This window comes from Streptomyces inhibens, assembly GCF_022221585.1.
Lineage (GTDB): Bacteria > Actinomycetota > Actinomycetes > Streptomycetales > Streptomycetaceae > Streptomyces > Streptomyces inhibens.
In genome coordinates this window covers 197473-214575 of the sequence record NZ_CP084681.1, presented here as the reverse complement: position 1 = coordinate 214575, position 17103 = coordinate 197473, and the positions used below count along the sequence as shown (strand labels likewise).

Annotated in this window: 16 protein-coding genes and 3 pseudogenes; 14 read left to right on the top strand and 5 right to left on the bottom strand. The window is 69.4% G+C overall.

Annotation, left to right across the window (positions count from 1 at the left end; all coding sequences use genetic code 11):
- Nucleotides 1-256: 256 nt before the first annotated feature.
- The 7 genes and pseudogenes from KI385_RS01045 to KI385_RS01015 all read left to right on the top strand — a co-directional run bounded on the left by KI385_RS01045 (nt 257) and on the right by KI385_RS01015 (nt 6619).
- Nucleotides 257-1207, top strand: coding sequence for an NADP-dependent oxidoreductase (locus tag KI385_RS01045; protein ID WP_238570357.1), 951 nt, complete (start codon nt 257-259; stop codon nt 1205-1207).
- A gap of 380 nt (nt 1208-1587) precedes the next feature.
- Nucleotides 1588-2238, top strand: coding sequence for a mycothiol-dependent nitroreductase Rv2466c family protein (locus KI385_RS01040; RefSeq protein ID WP_238570356.1), 651 nt, complete (start codon nt 1588-1590; stop codon nt 2236-2238).
- 4 nt (nt 2239-2242) lie between these two features.
- A pseudogene (locus KI385_RS01035) lies at nt 2243-2353 on the top strand (DUF1801 domain-containing protein); the annotation flags it as partial.
- Nucleotides 2354-2448: 95 nt separating this feature from the next.
- Nucleotides 2449-3600: a sensor histidine kinase gene (locus KI385_RS01030; RefSeq protein ID WP_238570355.1), complete on the top strand. Its 1152-nt coding sequence runs from the start codon at nt 2449-2451 to the stop codon at nt 3598-3600.
- A complete protein-coding gene (locus KI385_RS01025) occupies nt 3597-4262 on the top strand; it encodes a response regulator (protein WP_238570354.1) in 666 nt (221 codons plus the stop codon). Before KI385_RS01030 ends, KI385_RS01025 begins: the two co-directional genes overlap by 4 nt.
- Before the next feature lie 145 nt (nt 4263-4407).
- Nucleotides 4408-5061 carry a GOLPH3/VPS74 family protein gene (locus KI385_RS01020; protein ID WP_238570353.1) on the top strand — a complete coding sequence of 218 codons (654 nt, stop codon included), beginning with the start codon at nt 4408-4410 and terminating at the stop codon, nt 5059-5061.
- Between the two features lie 43 nt (nt 5062-5104).
- Nucleotides 5105-6619 carry a carboxylesterase/lipase family protein gene (locus KI385_RS01015; protein ID WP_238570352.1) on the top strand — a complete coding sequence of 505 codons (1515 nt, stop codon included), beginning with the start codon at nt 5105-5107 and terminating at the stop codon, nt 6617-6619.
- Between the two features lie 76 nt (nt 6620-6695).
- On the opposite strand, the gene KI385_RS01010 is transcribed toward KI385_RS01015, so the two are convergent.
- Nucleotides 6696-7304: a hypothetical protein gene (locus tag KI385_RS01010; protein WP_238570351.1), complete on the bottom strand. Its 609-nt coding sequence runs from the start codon at nt 7302-7304 to the stop codon at nt 6696-6698.
- Nucleotides 7305-7576: 272 nt separating this feature from the next.
- Between KI385_RS01010 and KI385_RS01005 the strand changes: the two genes are divergently transcribed.
- Nucleotides 7577-8833, top strand: coding sequence for an IS256 family transposase (locus KI385_RS01005; RefSeq protein ID WP_238570350.1), 1257 nt, complete (start codon nt 7577-7579; stop codon nt 8831-8833).
- A 58-nt stretch (nt 8834-8891) separates the two neighbouring features.
- Here the strand turns inward: KI385_RS01005 and KI385_RS01000 are convergent, their stop codons facing one another.
- Together KI385_RS01000 and KI385_RS00995 are read right to left on the bottom strand one after the other, a co-directional pair.
- A complete protein-coding gene (locus KI385_RS01000) occupies nt 8892-9569 on the bottom strand; it encodes an NUDIX domain-containing protein (protein ID WP_238570349.1) in 678 nt (225 codons plus the stop codon).
- Nucleotides 9566-9949: a DUF4406 domain-containing protein gene (locus KI385_RS00995; RefSeq protein ID WP_238570348.1), complete on the bottom strand. Its 384-nt coding sequence runs from the start codon at nt 9947-9949 to the stop codon at nt 9566-9568. Before KI385_RS00995 ends, KI385_RS01000 begins: the two co-directional genes overlap by 4 nt.
- A 49-nt stretch (nt 9950-9998) precedes the next feature.
- On the opposite strand from KI385_RS00995, the gene KI385_RS00990 reads away from it, so the two are divergent.
- The 4 genes from KI385_RS00990 to KI385_RS00975 all read left to right on the top strand — a co-directional run bounded on the left by KI385_RS00990 (nt 9999) and on the right by KI385_RS00975 (nt 12630).
- The gene (locus KI385_RS00990) at nt 9999-10757 is read left to right on the top strand and encodes a DeoR/GlpR family DNA-binding transcription regulator (RefSeq protein WP_238570347.1); all 759 of its coding nucleotides are present in this window, start codon (nt 9999-10001) and stop codon (nt 10755-10757) included.
- A gap of 394 nt (nt 10758-11151) precedes the next feature.
- Nucleotides 11152-11769, top strand: coding sequence for a TetR/AcrR family transcriptional regulator (locus tag KI385_RS00985; RefSeq protein ID WP_238570346.1), 618 nt, complete (start codon nt 11152-11154; stop codon nt 11767-11769).
- A 54-nt stretch (nt 11770-11823) separates the two neighbouring features.
- Entirely contained in the window at nt 11824-12342 is a 519-nt protein-coding gene (locus tag KI385_RS00980) for an SRPBCC family protein (RefSeq protein WP_238570345.1), read from the top strand.
- 63 nt (nt 12343-12405) lie between these two features.
- Nucleotides 12406-12630, top strand: coding sequence for a hypothetical protein (locus KI385_RS00975; protein ID WP_238570344.1), 225 nt, complete (start codon nt 12406-12408; stop codon nt 12628-12630).
- Nucleotides 12631-12649: 19 nt separating this feature from the next.
- On the opposite strand, the pseudogene KI385_RS00970 reads toward KI385_RS00975, so the two are convergent.
- Both KI385_RS00970 and KI385_RS44405 read right to left on the bottom strand, forming a co-directional pair.
- Nucleotides 12650-13653 (bottom strand): annotated as a pseudogene (locus KI385_RS00970) (IS5 family transposase).
- A gap of 173 nt (nt 13654-13826) precedes the next feature.
- A pseudogene (locus KI385_RS44405) lies at nt 13827-14045 on the bottom strand (transposase); the annotation flags it as partial.
- 296 nt (nt 14046-14341) lie between these two features.
- On the opposite strand from KI385_RS44405, the gene KI385_RS00960 reads away from it, so the two are divergent.
- Both KI385_RS00960 and KI385_RS00955 read left to right on the top strand, forming a co-directional pair.
- The gene (locus KI385_RS00960; protein WP_238570343.1) at nt 14342-14986 is read left to right on the top strand and encodes a hypothetical protein; all 645 of its coding nucleotides are present in this window, start codon (nt 14342-14344) and stop codon (nt 14984-14986) included.
- 432 nt (nt 14987-15418) lie between these two features.
- Nucleotides 15419-16960: a serine/threonine-protein kinase gene (locus KI385_RS00955; RefSeq protein ID WP_238570342.1), complete on the top strand. Its 1542-nt coding sequence runs from the start codon at nt 15419-15421 to the stop codon at nt 16958-16960.
- The last annotated feature ends 143 nt before the right edge of the window (nt 16961-17103 follow it).

The following is a 17103-nucleotide window of genomic DNA, read 5'->3' as shown; positions in this document are numbered from 1 at the left end:
CAGGCCCGGGCCGGTCGACGGCGTCCAGGGGGCGGCCTACGCTGAAACGGCGTGCTGGAGCCTCGCCGGCCTCGCGTCGCGCAGTCGCAGCACGCCCCGGGCCGTACAGCCGTGCTCGGGGCCCGGAGCCGGCGTTCCCGCAGTCCGGCCGGGTGCCGGACCCGTCGCACACCCGATTCGCCGACCGGCTCCCCACACCCGATTCGCCGACCGGCTCCTCCCACAACCGATCCGCCGTAGCGACGAGGTGATCTTCATGTCCACCATGCACGCTGTCCGAGCGCACACCCGCGGTGGTCCCGAGCAGCTGGTCTACGAGGCTTCCTCGCGTCCCGAGCCCGGCCGCGGGGAGGCCCTCGTAGCCGTCCGCGCCGCCTCCATCACCGCCGGCGAACTCACCTGGCCCGCCACCTGGACCGACAGCCTCGACGGGAGCGGCCGCGACCGGACCCCGACCATCCCCTCCCATGAGATGTCGGGGGTCGTGGCCGGACTCGGACCCGGGGTGACCACACCTGTGGTCGGCGACGCCGTGTACGGGCTCATCCCGTTCGTGCACGACGGGGCCGCCGCCGAGTACGTCAGCGTGCCGGCGGACATCCTGGCCGCCAAGCCGAAGACCTTGGACCACACCGAGGCCGCAGCCGTACCGCTGGCCGCGCTCACCGTCTGGCAGGCGCTGGTCGACCATGCCGCTCTGGAACCCGGGCAGCAGGTGCTGATCCAGGGTGGTGCCGGAGGGGTCGGCTCGTTCGCCGTGCAGATCGCCGCCGCCTTGGGCGCACGCGTCACCGCGACCGCGTCCACCCGCGACCTCGACTTCGTCGCCCGCCTGGGCGCCGACGAGGTCATCGACTACACGGCCCAACGCTTCGAGGACCACGTCAGAGACGTCGATGTGGTCATCGACCTGGTGGGCGGCGAGACCCAGACGCGCTCATGGAACGTGTTGCGGCCGGGCGGAGTCCTGGTGGGCATCGCCGCCCCGCCGGACCCGGAACAGGCCGCCGCACGGGGAGCCCGCGGAGTCTTCTTCATCGTGGAGCCCTACCGCGACCAGCTGGAAAAGATCACCGAGCTGATCGACGGGGGGAAGCTGCGGCCGATGGTCGACCGGGTGGTCCCGCTGCCCCGTACCCGTGCGGCATACGAGGCCCTGGAGAAGGAGCACCCGCGCGGGAAGATGGTCATCGACATCGCACCGTAGCGAGTCCCGGAGTCCCGGAGTCCCGGAGTCCCGGAGTCCCGGAGTCCCGGAGTCCCTGAGCTCTCGCCGAGATCGCGTCAGCTTGCCCCGGCGCCTACGGCCACAGGGTTCAGATACGACCACCAGGGGACGGGCGGTGGCCCGGCTCCTGTAAAGACAGCTCACACGGACTTCGGAACGCACCACCCTGCGCCACGCCGCGTGTCATGAACGCGTGCTGGACACCACATGGCCCACCTTGAACGAGAGCCCGAGTCCGCAGACCTCGTCACGCGCCTTCTGCGCGACGTCCCCTGCGGGACATTCCCTGTTGCACGCCCCACAGTTGCCCGTAAAGGGTAGACGCGAACTTCTCCCCACCACTCAGAGGAGGAACCGCCATGCCCGATCGGCACACCGCCGACTTCTGGTTCGACCCTTCCTGCCCTTACACCTGGCTCACCTCCCGATGGCTGATAGAGGCGACGAAAGTGCGCCCCCTGGAGGTGAATTGGCGGGTCATGAGCTTGTCCGTGCTCAACGAGGACCGCGATGACGATCCCGAGGGCGACGTGGACGGCTACCTGTGGAGACCGGTGCGCGTCTGCGCGGCGGTTGCGGAGGCGTACGGGCAGGCCGCGTTGGGCCGGCTGTTCACGGCGCTGGGGACGCGACTCCATGAGCGCGGGGAGTGGGGCGCCGTCGAGTCCGCGCTCGACGACGCCGGCCTGCCGGCAGAGCTGGCGCGGGTGGCCGATGCCACGGCGTACGACGCGGCCGTACGCGCCTCGCACGAGGAGGCCATGCGCCTGGTCGGTCCGGAAGTGGGCAGCCCGGTCATCGCCGTTGGGGGTGTGGACAGCGAGCGGGTCGCGTTCTTCGGGCCGGTCGTCGCACCCGTACCCCGCGGTGAGCAGGCCGGCCGATTGTGGGACGGCGCGTTGGCGCTGGCCGCCGTACCCGGCTTCTACGAGCTGAAGCGGTCCCGTCCCCAGCAACCGCCCACCGACGGCAACACCGGAGGAACCCAGCTCGAGGGCCCGACCGCGTAAGGTACGGCTGACCGGACAGGACATGGGCAAGGGCTGTCTGCGCTTCCGCCGGCCCGGCGGCGTCGACTTCGGCCTTGTACGGGATCTGCTGAGGGCTGCCACGGCCGGTCCGGGGCCATCTGCTGAGGGACGCGGGCGCGACGGCGCAGGGGGTTGGGGGCGGCACTTACGGATCAAGGCCGTGGAACGACCCGGGGATAGGGTTTCCGTGTGGATCAGGAGCCGGGATCAGTCGACGGGGAGTTCAGGCCGTCCGCGCGGGCGGCCCGGGCGCTGCGGGTGGTGTCCGCGCTGGTGGTGCTCGGGGTGGCCGGGCCGTCGGTCCTGGTCGTCGGCACCGAGGCGGACTCGGGAGCCGGCCGGCTGACCTTCGCACTGGTGCTCGTCGTGGCGCAGGCCGTGGCACTGTGGTGGGTCATCCGCCGCCCGGCCACCGTGCTGGCGGCGACCGCGGTGATGGGCCTCGCGATGTGGTCGCTGTTCCCGGCGGTAAGTCTGAGCGGGGCGTTGCTGGCGGCGCAGTTCGCCCTCTGCGTGCTGTCGACCGTGCGCCCGGCGCGGGTGTCGCGGTGGTGGCTGCTGGGGGTGCTCGCGCTCGCGCCGCTCGCCCTGGTGGGCGGCGGCACGTTGAGCGTGCCGACGTATGTGCTGGCGGTGACGCTCGCCTGGACCGCCGGCCAGTGGCGCCGGGCCCAGCACGACCGGCTCGTCGCCGAGACCCGCCGCGCGGTGGCGGAGGAGCGCGCCCGTATTGCCCGTGAGGTGCACGATGTGGTCGCCCACACGGTGTCGGTGATGGTGATCCAGGCGGGCGCCGCCGAGGACGTCTTCACCGAGAACCCCGAGCAGGCCCGGCAGGCGCTGCGCGCCATCGACGACGCGGGCCGGTCCGCACTGAGCGAACTGCGGGTACTACTGCACTCGGTCCGCCCTGACCCTGTCGACGACGGGCGGCAGCCGCCGCGCGGTATGGCGCAGCTCGACGAGCTGGCGGCGCCGGTCCGCGCCGCCGGGGTCAGCGTGGAGATCCGCCAGGAGGGGCGGACCGCCGCGCCGGCGGCCGCGGTGGACCTGGCGGGGTATCGGATTGTGCAGGAAGCCCTGACGAACACCCTGCGTCATGCGGTGGACGCCACGGAGGTGCGGGTCTCGGTGTCCTACGATCCCGAGTACGTCCATATCGCGGTGGTCGACAACGGGCGGTGGCCCCCGGGCCGTTCACCGCACTCGGCGGGCGCCGGGCGCGGCCTGATGGGGATGCGGGAGCGGGCGTCGCTGCTCGGCGGGAACCTGGCGGCCGGACCGGGGGAGACCGGCGGTTTCGAGGTACGGGCGGAGCTACCGATAGGCTACGCGCCGTGACGATCCGGGTGGTGGTGGCCGACGATCAGGCGCTGGTTCGCGGCGGATTCCGCATGATCATCGATGCCAGAGACGATCTCGAAGTGGTGGGCGAGGCGGCCGATGGGCAGCACGCGGTGCGGCTGGTACGGCAGATGAGACCTGACGTGGTGTTGATGGATGTCCGGATGCCCGTCATGGACGGCATCGACGCGACCCGGGAGATCGTCGCTTCCGGCAGCGCCGCCCGGGTTCTTGTGCTGACCACCTTCGACCTCGACGAGCATGTGCTGGACGCGCTGCGAGCCGGGGCCAGCGGATTTCTGCTCAAGGACATCAGGCCGGGCGAACTGGCCGACGCCATCCGGGTCACGGCGCGCGGCGACGCCCTGCTGGCCCCGAGCGTGACCCGGCGGATGCTGGACCGCTTCGTGCGCACCGCGGCGCCCGCCGCCCGTCCCGCGCCGGCCGCCCTTGCCGAGCTCTCGGAGCGCGAGATCGAGGTCCTCACCCTCATCGGGCAGGCGCTGTCCAACGCGGAGATCGCCCGGCAGCTGGTGCTGTCGGAGGCGACGGTCAAGAGCCATGTGTCGGCGGTGCTGCGCAAGCTGCAGTTGCGCGACCGGGTGCAGGCGGCGGTCGCCGCGTACGACCACGGGCTGGTCCGCCCGCGCCACGTCTGACGCCGGCGGCACGGAGCGGCTGCTCGCCTGGGCGCCACCACTCATCCTTCAGGATGAGTGGTGACCGTGATCATCCTTTCTGCCCAGTGAGGGTCCATCCGCTGGACGGATCAGCTCTCGGCACGACCGCCGTAGCGTCGTCGTCATGACCGAACCACTGCACCACTGCATGTATCTGACCGCCTACGACACCGCTGCTCAGAACCTCTTCGACCGGCCCCGCACAGGCTTCCTGCTGCGCGCCGCAGTGCTCACTGAACTGGCGATACGCGGTCACCTCACCGAAGTGGAAGGAGCTGCGGCGGTGGCGGCAGCCGGCTCCACGGGAGATTCCGTCCTGGACAAGGCGCTGGGAGACGTCGGGGCGCACCGACGCAGCTGGAAGGCGTGGCTGCGATACGACCGCAAGGAGACTCTGGAAGCGGTCGAGCACCAGCTCGCAGCCCTGGGCGTGCTCACGATCGAGGAGAAGGAGAAATCGTCCTTCGGCCGGGGTTCCAAGAGGCAGCTGACGGTGACGGACCCGGTGGCCGTCAAAGCCCTTCAGGACGGGGCGTCCGCCATCCTCCATGCCCGGGATCCTGCCGATCGGCTCGCTCCTGCCGATGCCGCGCTGTTGGCGCTGGCCGCGGCGGGCGGCATCCCGGCGGTCCTCTCGCGCAAGGACAGCAGGGACCACAAGGACCGCATCGAGGCACTGACGGACCGGCTGGGCGATATCGCACCCGGACTGGACAAGGCGGTTCACTCCCTCCGGATCACCATGATCGCCGCCCAAGGCGGAATGGGGGGTAGCTGAGATGAGGCGTCATACGTCGGCATGGGCGGGCTTAGCGACAGCATTGGCAGGCGCGCTGGCGGTGTCGCTGGCCCTTCCAGCCCAAGCCAGGACCGACACGGCTCCCGTCGTACGGATACAGAGCGGGCAGGCGCGAGGCTCCGCACACACCGGCTACCGAAACTTCAACGGCATTCCCTACGCGGCGCCACCGGTCGGCGCGCTGCGCTGGGCCGCGCCGCGACCGGCCGCCCCTTGGACCGGGGTACGCGACGCGACACGCACCGCGAGCCCCTGCCCCCAGCCGGCCGGTGAGGTCCCGGGCGGCAGCACCAACGAGGACTGTCTATATCTGAACGTCACCACCCCCTCCACACCAACAGGTCACCCACACAAGCCTGTTGTGGTCTGGTTGCACGGCGGCGGCTTCACCACCGGCGCCGGGAGTTCCTACGACCCGCACCGCATGGCCACGGCCGGCGACGTCGTCGTGGTCACCGTCAACTACCGACTCGGAACACTGGGGTTCCTCGGAAACGCGCGGCTCGCGGGTTCCGGCACCTTCGGTCTGGCCGACCAGCAAGCGGCGCTGCGCTGGGTCCGCGCCAACATCGGAGCGTTCGGCGGAGACCCCGGAAATGTCACGCTGGCCGGCCAGTCCGCAGGCGCGTTCAGCGTCTGCGCACAGCTCGCCTCGCCATCGGCCGCGGGCCTGTTCCACCGCGCGATCATCGAAAGCGGAGCGTGCACGGGCCGTCCGGAACATCCCTTCGCCCCCTCGGCGGCCCCACGGTCGACGACGGAGCAGGCAAGCGCGAAACTCGCCACCCGTGTGGGCTGCGGCCACGCCGCGGATGTCGTTGCCTGCCTGCGACGGGTCAAGGTACCCCGGCTGCTCGCCGCACAATCCGTGGACCAACAGCCCTCATACGGAACGCCATTGCTGCCCGAGGACCCCGGCGCGGCCCTCGCCGCGGGCCGGATCCACCGGGTACCGGTACTGATAGGCAACAACCACGACGAGGGCAATGCCTGGTCCGCCGGCATCATCGAAGCAGGAACCAGCATCACCCCCGCGACCTGGCCGGACGTGGCGAAAACCTTCATCCCCGACCCGACAAGAGCCGATGAGGTGGTCCACACCTACCCAGTCACCGAGACAGACGGCGGACCGGTCTTCGGAGCCGTCATCGGAGACTCGAACTTCGCCTGTCCGACCCTGCGCACCGGCTCCCTGCTCGCCGCCCGGACACCGGCCTGGCGCTACGAGTTCGCAGACCCGCACGCCCCTCGCCCCAGCCCGGCCACCCCGCCCTTCCCACTCGGCGCGACACACGCCGCCGAGCTGACCTACCTGTTCGACCTGGGAGGCAAACCCCGAGACATGACACCAGACCAGAAACGACTGGCCGCCACCATGATCGACTACTGGACTCGATTCGCCCGCACAGGCAACCCCAACGGCAGCGACACACCCCACTGGCCACGATCAACGGTCCAATCCCTGGCCCCCGACCACATAGGCCCGACGTACCCCAGCCCAACTCACCACTGCGCACTGTGGTCAACCATGCCGTGACCGAAGGACAACCGAACTCGGCGGCACCCGAAGGACCATGAATCCTCCGAGTCTCATTCCGTAATGAGGCGACTTCTTAGTGCAGACTCATGCCGTTACTGCCGATGATTACGTCGTAGGAGCCTTGCAGGCCGCCGTCGCCGACGTAGCAACGGTATCCACTGGGCTTGTCGACCGGGACCAAGCGGACGGCGGGGATGTCATCGCACCGCAGCGAGTCTCGTGTCTTTCCCCCGAGAGCGCCGTACTGCTTCCAGGCCACGGCGTGCACGCCTTCGCGAGTGACGACTCCGCCCTTGGTCGGCGTGGCTGTGTACTGGATCATGATGAAGCCGCCCTTTGTCTCCACGCGGAAGGGCACTTCGATTCCCATGTACTTGACGGTGCACGTGAACTTCTGCGGCTTGTCGCCGACCGCGTCGGTGTCGCAGGAACTGCTGGTCGGCTTCGGGACCATGCCGCCCATGCGGAGGACTCTGGTTTCCAGGTCGTACTTGATCTTGTCCAACACGGGCGCCTTGTCGCCGGGCGCGGGATGCTGGGGCGAGATCCTCTCGAGTGGTGACGCCGTCGGGCTCGACACTGGTGTGCCCTTGGTCAGCTGCGGGTCCGGCCCGCAGGCGCTGGCCGCCGACACCGCCAGAGCCACTATCGCTGCCACACGCATCCACTTCTTGGAACTCACTGCCGTTTCCCCGTTTCACACTAACTATGGAACGGTTGATCATAGGTTTCCGTCCTGAGTCCGGTCGAACGGGTGTGACTGAGGGCCTTGGAGCCGGGGGACGTCCTCCGGATCGACTGTGCCGGTGAGTTGTTTGTGCCCAACGGAGCGAGCAATGCTCAAGACCTGTGGATCGGCCTCGGGTTGAATGCGAAGGGCGTACCTTCCCGAGTGATCGATTGATGGTCATCGAGTAGGCGGGTGCTGCGAACACCGGTTGGGAAGGCACGCCCGTGCTCAGCGTAGTCAACGCCGACGGCACCACCGCCAATGGCTCCTCGCTTGTCGACGAGATCGTCCGGGAGGGCGCGAGGCGGATGCTCGCGGCCGCTCTGGAGGGCGAAGCCGATGCCTATATAGCTGAGTTGGCTGATGGGAAGGACGAACGTGGGCGGCGGCTCGTGGTCCGCAACGGCCACCACCAGCCCCGGACGGTTACCACCGCTGCCGGGACCGTCGAGGTCAAGGCTCTGCGCGTCAACGACAAGCGCATCGACGAGGCCACCGGCGAGCGCAAGAAGTTCTCCTCGACGATCCTGCCGCCCTGGGCGCGGAAGTCCCCGAAGATCGGCGAGGTGCTGCCACTGCTCTACCTCCACGGCCTGTCCAGCGGGGACTTCGTGCCCGCGCTCGAGCAGTTCCTCGGCTCCTCGGCCGGCCCGTCTGCGGCCACGGTGACCCGGCTCACCCAGCAGTGGCAGGGCGACCACAAGGCGTTCGGCGAGCGCGACCTGTCCGCCACCGACTACGTCTACGTCTGGGCCGACGGCATCCACCTGCGGATACGTCTGCAGGAAGCGAAGGCCGCCGTCCTGGTCGTGATGGGCGTGCGGGCGGACGGCACCAAGGAGCTGATCGCGATGGCGGACGGCTACCGCGAGTCCTCGGAGTCCTGGGCGGGTCTGCTGCGGGACTGCCAGCGCCGCGGTATGCGCGCTCCCGTCCTCGCCGTCGGCGACGGCGCCCTCGGCTTCTGGAACGCGCTCAACGAAGTCTTCCCCGAAACCCGCCACCAAAGGTGCTGGGTTCACAAAACGGCCAACTGCCTCGACGGCCTCCCGAAGTCGGCCCAGCCCGCGGCGAAGAAGGCCATCCAGGACATCTACAACGCCGAAGACAAGGAGCACGCGGCCGCCGCGGTCAAGGCGTTCGCCAAGCAGTACGGCGCGAAGTTCCCCAAGGCAGTCAAGAAGATCGTCGATGACGGGGACGAGCTGCTGGCGTTCTACGACTTCCACGCCGAGCACTGGATCCACTTGCACACCACGAACCCGATCGAGTCGACCTTCGCCACCGTCCGTCTGCGGACCAAGGTCACCAAGGGAGCGGGCAGCCGAGCCGCCGCCCTGGCGATGGTCTTCAAGCTCGTCGAGGCCGCCCAGGCCCGCTGGCGAGCCGTGAACGCACCTCACCTCGTCGCCGTGGTCCGCGCCGGAGCTCGCTTCGAACGCGGTCAGCTCGTCGAGCGGCCCGAGCTCACTGCCGTCTGATGGCACGCCCCCGGCTGGCCCCTGGACCCGTAAGCAGGGCTGGCCGGGTGCGGCGGTGTCAGCCGGTGCCTGCTGCGGGGACGAAGGGTCCGGCCAGGGCAGCCCACTGCAGGAGCAGGATGGTTTTGCCGTCGGTGATGCGTCCGTCGTGGACCATGGCGAGGGCGTCGGCGAAAGGCAGTTCGAGCACTTCGATGTCTTCGCCGTCCTCCTCCAGCCCACCGCCGTTGCCGGTGCGGTCGGCCGGAGTGTAGGGGGCCGCGTAGAAGTGCAGGCGCTCGGTGACCGAGCCAGGGCTCATGTAGGCGTCGAGGACGCGGGTGAGCGGGCCGAGCGTGACGCCGAGTTCCTCGGCGCTCTCGCGCCGGATGGCGGTGGGCGGGTCGTCCGAGTCGAGCAGCCCTGCGGCGGCTTCGATGAGCATGCCGTCCGGGTGGCCATTGACGTAGGCCGGGTAGCGGAACTGGCGGGTGAGCAGTACACGTCCGCGCTCGGCGTCGTACGGCAGGACGACCGCGCCGTTGCCGCGGTCATACGTCTCGCGCTGCTGGGTGACCCAGCGTCCGTCGCGGCGCCGGTAGTCGAAGGTGGTGCGACGCAGTACGTGCCAGCCCTGGGAGGTGAGCTCCACGTCGCGGACCACGACGTTCGGGTTGCGGTCCAGGTCGCGTCCGGCCTGGTCGAGGCCGGTGCGGCCGCGATGGTCGGGGGTGTCGATGCCGGGGCGGGGTGTCACGCGGTCTCCTGCGGGGTGCGATGCGGGATCTCGTCCACGTCGTGGTAGACGGGCAGGCCGCGGCGGCGGGCGGTGGCGACGTCCTGGTCGGCTCCGGCGGAGTCGCCGGGCAGGCGCAGCACGGCGTCGCAATGGGCGAGCAGGCGGTCGGCGGTCGGGTAAAGCACCTGGTCGGCGAGGGGGGCGGTGGGGCCCGCACCGGCGGAGCGCAGGACGGGCAGGGCGATCCATTCCCCGATCACGGGGAGGTGGCCGGCGGCGAAGACCGGCCAGGCGGCGGCTTCGAGGCGGGCGAGGTTGGCGGCCATGGCCTGCGGGTCGCCGCTGGTGCCGGAGCGGTAAGGGCCGGCGATCAGGATGAGCATGGGCTTGTCGGTCATGAGGCGCTACGATACATGCAGAAACGTGCAAGAACAGGAGAGAGTGTGCATGCTGGCTGCTGAACGGCGCGACCACCTGCTCGGTCTGCTCGCTCGCGAGGGCAAGATCGTCGCCAAGGACGTCGCCGCCGAACTGGGGATCTCCGAGGACAGCGTGCGGCGCGACCTGCGTGATCTCGCCTCCGAGGGACTGTGCCAGCGGGTCTACGGCGGCGCGCTGCCGGTTTCGCCGGCGGTGGTCGGCTATGCCGCCCGGCAGACCGTGGCCCCGGACGGCAAGCGGAAGGTCGCCTCGGTGGCCGCCGGGCTGGTGCGGCCGGGCGGTGCGCTGATTCTCGACGGTGGAACCACCGCCCTCGCCGTCGCCCACGAGCTTCCGCGGGACCTCGTCTGCACGGTGATCACCCACAGCCCGACGATCGCCGCGGCTCTGCTCGACCATCCACAGGCGGAGCTCTACCTGCTCGGGGGCCGCGTCTTCAAGCACTCGGCGGTCACCTGCGGTGCCGCTGCGGTCGAGGCAGCACAGAACGTCTCCGCCGACTTCTGCCTGCTCGGCGTCACCGGCGTGCACCCCGAGGCGGGACTGACCACCGGCGACGCCGAGGAGGCCGCGATGAAGCGCGCCCTGGCCGCGCGGGCCGCGGACACCTACATCCTCGCCTCCTCCGAGAAGATCGGCACGGCTTCACGATTCCGCGTCCTGCCCTGGGAGGAGATCAGCGGACTGATCACCGACGCCGACCCCCACGACACGGTCGTCGAGCAGCTCAAGGCCCTCGGCGTGGAGGTCCTGACAGCCGACTGAAACCTACTGGCTGAACATGAGATCACAGGAGACTCAAGGCGCCAGCCCGCCACCGCGGTTCAGTCATCCACAGGAATTGACAATTGCTCCAACGGCGACGGCGCTCCGCTCCCCCCAAAAAAAGGAGATGCACTCGCGCAAAACCTCGAGTCGTCCGGCCGTAGACCGGTGCTGATCCCGGAGTGACCTCGTTGATCAAGACGTGCACCTCTGCACCCCACGTTGGCCGTTGGACAGGCGTCCGGCGTCCGGCGTCCTGCGGCCGGCGTCCGAGGGCGGATCGGCCCGTTCATCGAGATCGAGAGAGTCGCGAAGTGATTGAAGTCAGCCGGGCAGTCGGGCGTCGTTCTCCTCGTCACCGGGCGCCCCACCTGCCTGTGGTAGCACTGTTCCCATGGACGACAAGCCCGTCGAACGCGCCGGTTACCACCATGGCTCTCTCCCGGACGCCCTCACCGCGGCCGCGCTAGAGCTCCTTGACGAGCGTGGCCCGGAGCAGGTGACCGTGCGCGAAGTCGCGCGCCGCGCCGGAGTGTCGCCGGGGGCGCCGTTCCGACACTTCGCCGACCGGCAGGCGTTGCTGACGGCGGTCGTCGGGCGCATTCTGGCCGACTTCGAGCAGTGGCAGCTCACCGCGGTCGCGGAAGATGAGGGACCGGCGATGCGCGCCTTCGGCCTCGGTTTCGTGCGGTACGCGATCCGTCACCCACACCGCTTCGAGCTGATCAGATCCAAGGTGTTCGGCTCTCGCCAGCCGGCTGAGTTGCGCCAGCGCCTCTCCGGTCTCGAGCAGGCCCTGACCGGCATCATCGTCGCGGGCCAGCAGGCGGGGGAGTTGCGCGCAGGTGACCCCGCGGTGGTGGGCCTCGCCGGGCAGGCGTTGGTCTACGGCCTGTCCCAGATGATCGTCGACGGGTATCTGCCGCCGGAGCAGGCGGAGCAGTTGGCCGAGCAGGTCCTGGACACCTGCGGCCTGGGCATCGTCAACTCCGCCAACTTTCAGGGGCCTTGACCCTCGCACTCTCCGCTGATGTAATCAGTGATTACATCAGCGGAGAGGACCCCGATGCGTATACCGCGATTCCCGGACGCCGCGGCCACCGGCACGGTGACCATCCGGGTGTCCCCGGCCGAGGCGTACCGGATCATCAGCGACCCTCCCGTCATGATCGGCTTCGCCGAGGAGGTCCACCGCGCCCGCTGGCTGGGCGGCGCCAAGGTCGCGGCGGTAGGCGCCCGCTTCCGTGGCTACAACCGCAACGGCCTCCGCCGTTGGGTCACGAACTGCCGCGTCACGGACGCTGACCCCGGCCGGCGCTTCGCGTACGAGGTGGTGGCGCCGCTCAAGATCCCCATATCCCGCTGGCAGTACGACATCGAGCCCACCGCCGAGGGCTGTGCCGTCACCGAGACCAACTGGCTGCGGGTCCCGCTGTGGTTCATCCCGTTCGCCATGCTGATCACCGGCGTCTTCGACCGCATCGGCACCAACGACGCCAACATCAGCACCACACTGCATCGCCTCAAGGCGCACTTGGAGACGGCTCCCGCCCAGCGTCCCGATCCGGAAATTCTGGCGCCCTAGCGGCTGTTGGCCTTGATGATCCGGTCGATGGCTCTTGGTTCATGTGAACGGCTCGGAGTTGTTGTGCGTGAGCGGCGGAACGATCTCCTACCGAATTCTCCCGGACGTCAGTCGGTCAAGGGCGGCGTGGCGCTGTTGGGCGTCCCCTTCGTCATCGGACCGGGGCTGGTGCTGGTGTGGATGTCGCAGCGCGGCGGGGATGCCAACGCGATGTGCGACGGCAAGTCGATGAGTGCCGGCGATATCTGCGGCATCTGGCACGGCGCCTTGGTCCACCACGACAGCTAGGGCCTGTGTGATGTTGTGATCAACCAGTTGGCTTCAGGAGGTCGTTGATCCAGATCATCGAGGCGCGGAGGTGGAGGCCGGCGAGGTAGCTCTCGGGCGTCTTGTCGTATCGAGTCGCGATGCCCCGCCAGGCCTTCAGCTTGTTGATCAGGCGCTCGACGGTATTCCGTTCCTTGTAGAGATCGGCGTTGTGGCGTGTGGGCCGGCCGCCCCGGCTGCCTTTCTTCTTCCGGTTGGCGGCTTGGTCCTTCTTCTCCGGGATGACTGCCTTGATGTTGCGTTTCCGCAGGTAGGAGCGGTTGGCGCGGGATGAGTAGGCTTTGTCCGCGGCGACAGCGGCAGGCCGGGTCCGGGGACGGCCGACAGGCAGACGGACCCTCACCTTTTGCAGCACGGGGACGAACTGGGGGCTGTCGGCGGCCTGTCCTGCGGTCAGGACGAGTGACAACGGACGGCACTTGCGGTCTGCGGCAAGATGAATCTTGCTCGTCAGCCCACCACGGGATCTGCCGAGCTGGGCTTCCTTCAAGCGGAGCTTGCGCCGTCGCCTGATGCGCCGCCGCTCTTCCTGCTCGGGGTCGTCATTGCCGTCCTGCCCGTTCTGTTCTGGCCGGCGGCCCCCTTTTGCCGGGCCCGCTCCTGCTCGGCGGCGGCTTCCTCAAGGGCGTCCATGACCTCCTTGCCGATGCGCATCCCGGCGGCGTCGTGGTGGGCGCGGGCGGCAGTGGAGTCCACGCTGACCAGGGACAAGTCCGTCTTCCCCTGGCGGGCGGCCTCGGCGATCACGCCTTCCAGCAGTGCGGTGAAGACACCGGCGTCCCTCCACACCCGAAAGCGGCCGTAGACCGTCGACCACGGGCCGAACTCATGCGGCATCTCCCGCCACTGACTGCTGGTGCGGAACCGCCAGATCACCCCCTCGAACTGCTCCCGCAGCCGCCCGGGGTACGGGCCGTACTCGCCTATCGGCAGGAACGGCTCGATCAACTTCCACTGCTCGTCGGTGAGTTGGCTACGCGTCACGACCGCCTTCCTACCGGATCCGCCTTCCGGGCGGATCCGGATCGCAAGATTGATCACGACATCACACAGGCCCTAGGACTCCGTTAGGTCGGTGTGGGTCTTGGCGGGCGGCGTCTGCCCGATCGTCTGGGCAGGGGGCGCTGGCAGGTGGTTGCAGATACCGGTCCAGCAGTTCAGCAGGCTCTGGGGGGTGTTGAGAACCTGGTAGAGCGTGAGGCCGGTGTGCGGGCTTTTGGGGAGAGGCGGTGTTCGGTGAGGAAGGCGTGGGCGGCAGTGACCAGGGTGACGTGATGGTGCCAGCCGTTCCAGGAGCGGCCCTCGAAGTGGTCCAGGCCGAGGCCGTGCTTGAGTTCCCGGTAGTCGTGCTCGATTCGCCAGCGGCGGGCGGCGAGGTCCTGCCCACCGATTTGGGGATCGCGGTCAACCAGACCGACCCCGGAGTGACCGACCCCGGACTGACCGACTCCGGGGCGGTCATCGGCTCGGCTGGATACATCTCGCTGGAGCGGGCACGCGGCGAGAAGGGACAGGCCCTGGGGGACCTCTCTTCTCGCTCGGGGCGACACTGTACGAGGCTGTCGAAGGTGTCTCGCCGTTCCTCCGTGAAACCCCGGTCGGATCGCTTCACGCGGTCGCGTACGACGAGGCCTCGACGCCGTGGCGCGCGGGACGGCTCGCGCCACGGATCATGAAACTGCTGGCCAAGGATCCGGACGAGCGCCCGACGATCCCTGAGGCGCTCGCCTTGCTCAACTCGCCGGAGTCCACCAAGCCGCAGCCGGTCACCAAGCCCAAGGCGCCCCCCAGGCCCACGTCGGTCAGCAAACCCAAGCCGGTCACCACGCCCAAGTCCGTCGACCCGTCGGCGACGCCGAAGCGGCCCTCCGTCACGGAACCGGCAACGTCGCCGGTGCGGAGCACGCCGGCGAAAGAGGGTGCGGATCAATCAACCGGCTACGGGGGCCTGATCGTCGTTGCTGCCCGGATAGCCGTGTTGCTGTACGGCTACAACCGGCCCTTCGTCGACTGGGTGAGCGAAGGCCTCAACGGCGAGATCTCGACCGCGCAGGTGGGCGACTGCGTGTCGTATGTCTACCCCCAGGGCAACCCGCCGGCTCGGTGGGTCAAGGCTCCGTGCTGGTCGGCGGCCACCGAATACGCCGTCCTCGACCGGTTGGTTCCTGTCGCCATCGCGTCCTCGTCCTCGTTCTCGTCCTCGAGTTACAGCTGCACCACTCACGACCTGGGGTGGAAGAACACCCCCGGCCGCCAGCAGGTCAACTTCCTCAACGCCAGCGATCGGTCCGCCATCCTGTGCGTCGTGCCGAGGTGAGGAGCCGGCTCGCCAGGGGATACGCCTGTCGGCCCCTGCTGAGGCTGCCGTGCAGGGGGCCCGTGAAACGCCCGACCGGATCCTCCGCATCAGGGCATGCCGCGGATGCATCCAGGGCAAATGGTCCGACGACTGTCCCGCCGCCCCACCGGCGCCCTACTGCCCATCCCCCCCAGCCGACCAAGATGAGGGCATACGGCTGCACGCCCAGGCTCGCCCGCCCGCCGCCCGCCGCCCGCCGCCCGCCGCCCGCCGCCCGCCGCCCCCCGCCCGCCGCCGCCCGCCGAGCCGCTGTTCGCCACGCGCAGTAGCGCTCCACCTGCCGAACGTCATACTTCTTCCCGGGTTCGGACGGGTGTCCGGGAGATGCGGTCACACGGGCTATGGTGGCCGCCGCGATTCTTGAGCGGTGGTACGAGTAAGGGGTTCGACGTGTCCGATCCGGGGGGTCTTCTGGTCGGCCGCTACAGGCTGGCCGAGCGCGTGGGTCGGGGCGGCATGGGAACGGTTTGGCGGGCCGAGGACGTGCTTCTGGGCCGCGATGTCGCGGTCAAGAAGCTGATTGTTCCCCCGCACCTGGACGACGACGAGGTCCGGATCCTGCACGAGCGGATGCGCCGCGAGGCCCGCAGCGCTGCGCGGATCACGCATCCCAACGTGGTCGTCGTCCACGATGTCGTCGACGACGACGGCCTGCCGTGCATTGTCATGGAGTACATCCCCTCGATCACTCTGGGTGATGCGATCAAGGAACGTGGTCCGCTCGGGCCCGGCGAAGCCGCACGCATCGGGTGCGCCGTGGCCGCCGCGCTGCGTGCGGCGCACGATGCCGGAGTCCTCCACCGGGACGTCAAGCCCGCCAACGTCCTGCTCGGGCATGACGGCCGGGTCATCCTCACCGACTTCGGGATCGCTCTGGCGGCCGGGACGCCCTCTCTGACCACAACCGGCGAGTGGGTCGGGTCGATGGACTACGTCGCTCCCGAGCGCCTCACGAGCAGGGCGGGTGATCCGGGCCCCGCCTCCGACCTGTGGGCCCTGGGCGCGACCTTGTACCAAGCCGTGGAGGGGCGCCCCCCGTTCAGGCGGGCCACGCCCTTCGCCACCGCGCACGCCATCGCGTTCGACGAGCTCGAGCCCCCGCGCGGGGCAGGGGAGCTCTCCCGAGTGATCGAGGGCCTGCTGGCCAAGGAGCCTGGTGCGCGCATGGACGCCCCTCAGGTCGAACGCCTCTTGGCCCAGGCGGTCGGGGAACAGACCGCACCCAGTGGGCCGCCTCCCTTGGCGGTCGACGCCGCGTCACGTACAGCGTCGAATACACACACGGTTCCCAGGGCACCTACGGCCGCGAAACCGGGCCGCGGTCGGCAGGTGGCGCTGGTCTCCCTGGCGGCCGTCGCCGTCGCTGCCGCGGTGGCCGGCGGGCCCCTGCTCGTCAACGGCTACGGCGGCTCCGACGAGCCGAAGGACCCCGCCTCCGGCAGCTCTACGGCCGGTCCGCACAGCTCACCTCCTCCCTCACCCTCGCCCGTTCCCGCCGGCTACCGTCTCCGCAAGGAGGACATGGGCCTGTCGGTTCCGGTCCCGGACGGCTGGCGCCGGACGACCACCAACAACGGCGAGGTCGCGTATGTGGACCCGTCCAGCCTGGTAGGGCTGCGGCTCACCGCCGAACGGTTCGCCGGCTCCGATGCGCTGCGGCACTGGCGAGAGGTCGAGGAGGCCCAGACACGCCGGGACAACCCGGGGTACGAGCGGGTGCGTATGAGCGCGACGAAATTCCGGGGCAATCCTGCCGGATACTGGGAATTCACATTCAAGGGCAGAACGCGGGACTTCCGGGCAGTGGAACTGGCCTTTACGGGCTCCGACGGCACCCAGTACGTGATCTATCTCAGCGCTCCCACGGCGCAGTGGACCACATACCGCCCGGTCTTCGACAACGCCGTCAACGGAATCCGTTTTCAGGGATAACGGCCCGTGCGCGCGATCGGCGGTCGACTTTGCCGAGCCGCCGAGCCGCCGAGCCGCCGAGCCGCCGAGCCGCCGAGCCGCCGAGCCGCCGATCGCGCGAGATAGCGCCCATCAGGAGCGCCAGATCGAATACGCCGACCCCG

Coding starts and splice junctions, on each gene's coding strand:
- KI385_RS01020 (WP_238570353.1), top strand. CDS start 4,408: ATGACCGAACCACTGCACCACTGCATGTATCTGACCGCCTACGACACC.
- KI385_RS00995 (WP_238570348.1), bottom strand. CDS start 9,949: ATGACCGACAAGCCCATGCTCATCCTGATCGCCGGCCCTTACCGCTCC.
- KI385_RS00985 (WP_238570346.1), top strand. CDS start 11,152: ATGGACGACAAGCCCGTCGAACGCGCCGGTTACCACCATGGCTCTCTC.
- KI385_RS00990 (WP_238570347.1), top strand. CDS start 9,999: ATGCTGGCTGCTGAACGGCGCGACCACCTGCTCGGTCTGCTCGCTCGC.
- KI385_RS00960 (WP_238570343.1), top strand. CDS start 14,342: ATGAAACTGCTGGCCAAGGATCCGGACGAGCGCCCGACGATCCCTGAG.
- KI385_RS01040 (WP_238570356.1), top strand. CDS start 1,588: ATGCCCGATCGGCACACCGCCGACTTCTGGTTCGACCCTTCCTGCCCT.
- KI385_RS00980 (WP_238570345.1), top strand. CDS start 11,824: ATGCGTATACCGCGATTCCCGGACGCCGCGGCCACCGGCACGGTGACC.
- KI385_RS01045 (WP_238570357.1), top strand. CDS start 257: ATGTCCACCATGCACGCTGTCCGAGCGCACACCCGCGGTGGTCCCGAG.